Source organism: Nostocoides sp., from assembly GCF_035343835.1.
Classification (GTDB): Bacteria; Actinomycetota; Actinomycetes; order Actinomycetales; family Dermatophilaceae; genus Nostocoides_A; species Nostocoides_A vanveenii.
In genome coordinates this window covers 1-6605 of the sequence record NZ_DAOQZV010000183.1, presented here as the reverse complement: position 1 = coordinate 6605, position 6605 = coordinate 1, and the positions used below count along the sequence as shown (strand labels likewise).

The window sequence follows — 6605 nt, the reverse complement described above, 5'->3', positions numbered from 1 at the left end:
ACGTCGGGCACGACGGGCAATCCCAAGGGCGTCGTCTATTCGCACCGCTCGAACTACCTGCACGCCATCGGCGCAGCGATGACGCTCGGCATCGACCAGGGTGAAAGGACGCTGACGGTGGTGCCGCTCTTCCACGCCAATGCCTGGGGCTTCCCCTATCTGGCGATGGCGCGCGGCGTCAGCTTGATGATGCCGGACCGCTATTTGCAGGCCGAGCCGCTGGTCCGCTTCATCGAGGCCGAGAAGATCACCTCGGGCGCGGGCGTGCCGACTGTATGGAATGAGTTGTTGCGCGCCATGGACGCCGGCGGTCACGACACCTCCAGTTGCACGATGCTCATGGTCGGTGGCTCGGCCGCCCCACCGGCGATGATGCACGCCTTCCAGGAGCGGCACGGCATCCAGATCGTCCACGGTTGGGGGATGACCGAGACTTCGCCGGTCGCCTCGCTCGCCTTCCCGCCCGCCAACGCCGAGGAGGGCAGCGAGGAGTACTGGAAGTACCGCTACGCCCAGGGCCGCATCTTGATGGGCGTCGAGGCGCGCCTGATGGACTTCGACGGCAACGAAGTGCCTTGGGATGGGGAGAGCGTCGGCGAGGTCGAGGTCCGCGGCCCCTGGATCACCGGCGCGTACTACTCCAATGGCACTGAGTCCGAGGCCGAGCTGGCCGAGGTGGCCGCGAAGTTCGACGACGGCTGGCTGCGGACCGGCGATGTCGGCTCGTTGACGCCCAATGGCTTCCTCTACCTCTCCGACCGCGCGAAAGATGTCATCAAGTCCGGCGGCGAATGGATCAGCTCAGTGGACCTGGAGAACGCGATCATGGCGCACCCCGATGTGCTCGAGGCCTCGGTCATCGGTGTCCCCGACCCGCGATGGGACGAGCGGCCGCTGGCGAGCGTCGTGCTCCGCGAAGGGTCCGATGCGAGCGCCGAGTCCCTGCGCGCCTTCCTCGACGGCCGGGTCGCGAAGTGGCAGATCCCCGAGCGCTGGGCCTTCATCGACGAGGTGCCCAAGACCTCGGTCGGCAAGTTCGACAAGAAGGTGCTGCGGCAGCGGTATGCCGACGGCGGCCTTGATGTGCAGACGCTCGGCTCCTGACGGCATACGTCCTCGGAGACGGAAACCCCGGCAACCTAAACTCTGCTAACACACGTTAGGTGTGTTAGCAGAGTTTAGGGACGGGGCCCACCGCGCTCACTCGGCGGCGATGGCGTCCAGGATCTGCATCTTGGCCGCGCGGCGGCCGGGCCAGACGGCCGCGAGCACGCCGACCAGGCCGGCGAGCACGAGGAAGGCCAGCAACTGGCCCCACGGGACCGACAGCGCTGTGAAGCCCTGGTCCGAGAGGGCCCGCTGGACGGCGATCCCGAAGATCACACCCAGCACGATCCCGAGGACCGCGCCGAGGATGGCGATCACGATCGACTCCAGGCGCAGCACGCTACGCAACTGCCGGCGGCTCAGCCCGACCGCCCGCAACAGCCCGATCTCGCGTGTCCGCTCGATCACCGACAACGCAAGGGTATTGATGATGCCGAGGAACGCGATGACGACGGCCAGGCCCAGCAGCGCATAGATGATCGCCAACATCTGATCGATCGGCTTGGACTGCTCGGCCGCATAGCCGGCGATGTCCTTGACGCTGACCGTCGGCAGGCCCGCCGTGATCTTGTCCAGGGCAGCCCCGACGGCCGCCTTGTCGGCGCCGGCTGCGGTCGTGACATACACCTGGCTGTCGCTGGGAGTGCCACCATGGGCAGCCCAGGTCGCCAACGAGACGACCGTGTCCGACGGCGACGTGCTGGCCGCGTCGAATGTTGCCGCCACCTTCGCATCGAAGGTCTTGCCCTGCAAGGAGATCGGCAAGGTCGAGCCGACCGCGACGCCGTATTCCTTGGCCTTGTCGGCCGAGAGGATCACGGTGTTGTCGGTCAGCTTGGCGAGCAGCGCCTGGTCGTCGGTCTTGGACAGCGTCGAGACCGTCCCATAACTGGCCGGGTCGACGGCCGCAACCCACGCCCGGTCATCGTCCTTGACCTTCGCCTGGCCCCAACGCACCGTCGAGATGCTCGCAACTCCGGGCACCTTGGCGACCTCGGTGGCGATGCTCGGTGAGAAGTCGTTGCCGATGGAGTTGGAGATCAGGTAGTCGGCCTTGAAGTTCTTCTCGATCTCGCCCTTGAGGCTCTGCTTGGCCGAGGACCCGAAGACCGACATCATCGACACCAGCGTCACGCCGATCATCAATGCCGACGCGGTGGCAGCCGTGCGACGCGGGTTGCGCAGCGCGTTCTCCTCGGCCATCACCCCGACAGCGCCGAAGAGGCGGCGATAGATCGAGCCGATTCCGAGGATCAGCGGCTTGCCCACCATCGGACTTGTCCCGGCGACCCCGAGCAGCACGCCCAGAATCCCGACGCCGACCCAGATGATCGGCTTGGGCACGCCCGCGAAAAGCCCCAAACCGAGCGCGACGGCCCCGGCGATCGTCAGCGTCGTGCCGACCAGGACACGCCGGTGCATGCTCGACTCGGCCAGCGTGACGTCATCGCGCATGGCCGCGACCGGCGGCACCGTGCCCGCCTTGCGCGCCGGCAGATAGGCCGCGAGCAGGGTCACCAGGATGCCGACCAGATAGGAGGCGAGGATCGTCCGTGGCGCCACCACGAGCGAGGCACCCGAGAGGTCCAGCCCGATTGCCGCGAAGAGTGCCTTGATGGCGATGGCGAGCACGAGACCCACGGCCAGTCCGACGGTCGCCCCGATCAGGCCGACCACAAAGGCCTCGACAAGCACCGAGCGCGACACCTGCTTGGCCGAGGCTCCGATGGCCCGGTAGAGCGCGAGCTCCTTCATCCGCTGGGCGACGAGGATGGAGAAGGTGTTGACGATGATGAAGGTCCCGACGACCAGCGCGATCGCCGCGAAGATCAGCAGGAAGTAGGTGATGAACTTCATGCTGTCCTGGATCTGGGTCTGCGCCTGGGCGGCCGCCGCATCTCCGGTCACGGCCTCGGTGTCGGCGGGGAGCAGGGGTGCGACAGCAGCCTTCAACTGATCTTGGGAGGTGCCTTTGTCGCGGGTCACCCAGATGTCGTTGAAGACATTCTTGCCGCCGAGATAGAGCTGCTGCGCCTGGTGCGTGGTCCACACCGTGACGCTCGCGCCGACCAGCGAGCCGCTCATCTCCATGGTGCCGACGAGCTTCGGGCTGACCTGGGCCTGAGAGCCGGCGGTGACGATCTTGACGGTGTCGCCGACGGCATACCCACCGGTCTTCGCGGTTCGCGCGTCGAGGGTGATCTCGCCGTCCTTCGCCGGCCAGCTACCGCTGGTCAGCCGGAACATCGAGGTGTCATTGGCGGCCGGGCCGGCGGTGTAGTTGACGCCCATCCCGGGTGCGCCCTGGCCGCCGATGAGCTTGCCCTGCTTGGTGACGACGAAGGTCGTGTAGTCGGTGACATTGCCATCGGCGCGCGCCGCGCCCTCGGCAGTGGCGAGCTTGGCAACCAGGTCCCCGGGAAGGGTGGCCCGGCTGCCATAGGTGTCGCCCGACCCGGCCGGCCGGACGACGACATCGCCGACCGAGGAGGACATGATCCCGTCGAAGGACTTGGCCAGCGTGTCGGTGAAGATGAAGGACCCGGCGACGAAGGCGACACCGAGGATGACGGCGATCGCACTCATCAATAGGCGCAATTTGCGCCCGAGAAGGGATTTGAGACTGGCGCTCAACACGGCGCTAGACCCCCTTGGCCGAGTCGAGCCCGGTGATCCGCTCCAGGACGCGCTCGGCCGTCGGCGAGCGCATCTCGTCCACGACCTGCCCGTCGGCCAGGAAGAGCACCCGGTCGGTGTAGGACGCGGCCACCGGATCGTGGGTGACCATGACGATCGTCTGGCCGAACTCGGTGACCGAGCGCCGCAGGAAGCCGAGGATCTCGCGGCTGGCGCGGGAGTCGAGATTGCCGGTGGGCTCGTCGGCGAAGATGATCTCGGGCCGGCTGGCCAGCGCCCGCGCGCAGGCGACGCGCTGCATCTGGCCGCCGGAGAGTTCGTTGGGCCGGTGCCCCAGGCGCTCGCGCAACCCCACGGTGTCGATGATGGTGTCGAACCACTCCATCTCCGGCTTGCGGCCGGCGATCGAGAGCGGCAGCAGGATGTTCTCCTGCGCGGTCAGGGTCGGGATCAGGTTGAAGGCCTGGAAGATGAAGCCGATCTTGTCGCGGCGCAGCGCGGTCAGTTCCTTCTCCTTCAATGACGTCAGCTCGGTGCCGCCGATGAACACCTGGCCGCTCGTGGCCGCGTCGAGGCCCGCCGCGCAGTGCATCAGCGTCGACTTCCCGGAGCCGGACGGGCCCATGACGGCGGTGAATTCGTGGGCGTAGATGTCGACCGACACCCCGCCGAGCGCGACGACTTCGGCGTCACCCTTGCCGTAGACCTTCGTCAGCCCGTCGGTGCGGGCGGCGATGGTGGCCGCGGGCGCGGACACGCCCGCGGCAGATGTGAGTACCCCTGCGTTGTGTTCCATGGCCCCGAAACTAGCCGAGCGTCCCTGGGCCTCGCGAGGCAAAATCGCCCGGGTCGGACCCTGAGATTCGACCTGCCGGGCAAGGGTTTTCGCGCTACTGAAGGTAGGTATGCCGTGGCGGCCGGCCCCGGTCCGCGGCCCGTCACCCCCCGGCGCGCCGGGTTGCTCCACGATCGATCGGGGGCAGACTGGGCGGGTGCCCGACAGCGACCTGATCAGCGGCTTCGTCGCCGATATTGCTGCGCTTCAAGCGACTTCGCCCAGCGAGACACGCCCGGCGCGCGCTGCCGCCGCGACGGCCGAGGCCCTGCTCGTGCGCTGGCGGGAGCCGCAGCGCGCCTATCACGATGTCACGCACCTGACCGAGATGCTCAGCGCCATCGCGGCCTTGACGGCCGGCTCGGGCCGCGCCGCATCGTTGCCGAATCTTGTCGCTTGGTATCACGATGCGATCTACCGGCCCGGCCGCACCGACAACGAAGCCGCCTCGGCCGCGCTCGCCCGCAGCGAACTCGCGGCCCTGGCGCTTCCCGCCCAGGCGGTCGAGCAGATCGCCGCCCTGATCGAGCAGACCGCGGACCACCTGCTCCCCGAGCCGGGGTCGGCCGGCGCGGTCGTCCACGACGCCGACCTGTGGATTCTCGCGGCCCCGGGCCGCCGCTTCGACGCCTACTGCGCCCAGGTGCGCCGGGAGTATGCCGCGGTGGCGGACACGGCATACGCCCACGGCCGCAGCGCGATCCTGCGCCCGCTGCTCGACCGCCCCCGCCTGTATGCCGATCCCCCCGCCGGCGCGGGCTGGGAGGAGCGCGCACGCGTCAACCTGCGGCGCGAGCTCGAGCGCTTAACCGCCGCCGGCGAGGACGGCCTCGGCGCCGGGGAGCCACCACGAGCCGGCTGACAGCTCGAGGAATTCGGCGACGCTGAGCCAGCGGGCCGGCTCGCCGTCCGCGACCACCACCTCCGGCACCGCACCCGTCACGCGCGCGGTGAAGATCGCCAAGAAGCGTCCGCCCTCGACCGGCCAGGGCGACCCGGGCAGGGGATGGAAGCGTTCGTAGCCGACCGGGACGAGCGCGGCGGGGTCGAGCCGCACCCCGGTCTCCTCCGCCATCTCGCGGGCGGCGTTCTCGGCCGGCGTCTCGCCCGGCTCGCGCCACCCACCCGGGGCGCTCCACTCCGCGCGGCGGCGCGAGTAGACGCTCAGCACCCGCCCGAGATCGTCGCGGACATAGACGACGGCGGCGAAGGTCGCCGCGTCGGGCGGCACTCGCGTGGAGCGGACGAGGTCGACATCCGCGCGGCTGCCGTCGGGGAAGTCCACCCCGAGCACGCGAGCAATCCCCTTCTCCCCCTTGCGCTTTCGTAACCGAAGGCCGGACTGCTGAAGCATCGCGATGATGTGCGCGCTCGTCGTGGGTTGGGCGCCGGCGGCGACCAGGGCGGCATACCGCTCCTCGGGGACGTCATAGTGATCGCCCTCGAATCCGCGTCGCGGGATGCCGCAGCCCGCGGCGAAGTCGTGCAACTCGGCATACGAGATGTCCGAGATCAGGTGCGACCACAGCCGCCCGTGCGCCGGCCAGGCAGGCCGGTCGATCCAGATCGTCACGCGCCCATCCTCCCCTGCCGGGCCCGGCGTGCGAGGCCGAAGAAGTCCGATGCGACACAACCCACCCGCGGGATCCCGCGTATGGGGGCGTGCACGCCGACGAACTCCATCCGCAGGCGTGCCCGCCAAGGCAGTGCCCCCGGAGCATCGTCCACCACAGGCAGCCGGCCGGCCCGGGCACCGTCTCGCGCGGGCCGGCCGGCAATTTTCGGCTTCCGGCAACCCAACCGGGGGGCGCGGCGTCTGGGGTGGTATCCGCAAGGCACACCCGGGCCATCCGGCCCCCTCACTTCCGGAGGTCATCATGACTCGCACATCCCGCAGCACCGCCGCGCCTGCGGCTTGCCGGCCGCGGCGGCGCCCGGCTGGATGGTCAGCTCGACGGTCGCGGACTCGCAGGAGCGGGCGGGCGGCCCGTTGAACACAGGGACGGGACGAGAGCGAACGATGACC

5 protein-coding genes are annotated in these 6605 nt (G+C 69.2%); 2 read left to right on the top strand and 3 right to left on the bottom strand.

From position 1 onward, the window contains the following. A partial coding sequence (locus PKH97_RS12215; protein ID WP_324387745.1) for an AMP-binding protein occupies positions 1–1104 on the top strand: 1104 nt, incomplete at its 5' end. Between the two features lie 96 nt (positions 1105–1200). On the opposite strand, the gene PKH97_RS12210 is transcribed toward PKH97_RS12215, so the two are convergent. Together PKH97_RS12210 and PKH97_RS12205 are read right to left on the bottom strand one after the other, a co-directional pair. After that, a complete protein-coding gene (locus tag PKH97_RS12210; RefSeq protein ID WP_324387743.1) occupies positions 1201–3693 on the bottom strand; it encodes an FtsX-like permease family protein in 2493 nt (830 codons plus the stop codon). A 55-nt stretch (positions 3694–3748) separates the two neighbouring features. Continuing rightward, complete coding sequence (locus PKH97_RS12205) at positions 3749–4540, bottom strand: ABC transporter ATP-binding protein (RefSeq protein ID WP_324387742.1); 792 nt, start codon at positions 4538–4540, stop codon at positions 3749–3751. A gap of 196 nt (positions 4541–4736) precedes the next feature. Here PKH97_RS12205 and PKH97_RS12200 point away from each other — a divergent pair, with 196 nt between their 5' ends. Next, positions 4737–5441 carry a hypothetical protein gene (locus tag PKH97_RS12200; RefSeq protein WP_324387740.1) on the top strand — a complete coding sequence of 235 codons (705 nt, stop codon included), beginning with the start codon at positions 4737–4739 and terminating at the stop codon, positions 5439–5441. Here PKH97_RS12200 and PKH97_RS12195 read toward each other — a convergent pair. Then, entirely contained in the window at positions 5385–6152 is a 768-nt protein-coding gene (locus tag PKH97_RS12195) for a DUF4031 domain-containing protein (RefSeq protein ID WP_324387739.1), read from the bottom strand. The two genes, PKH97_RS12200 and PKH97_RS12195, sit on opposite strands and share 57 nt — an antisense overlap. Positions 6153–6605 lie beyond the last annotated feature (453 nt).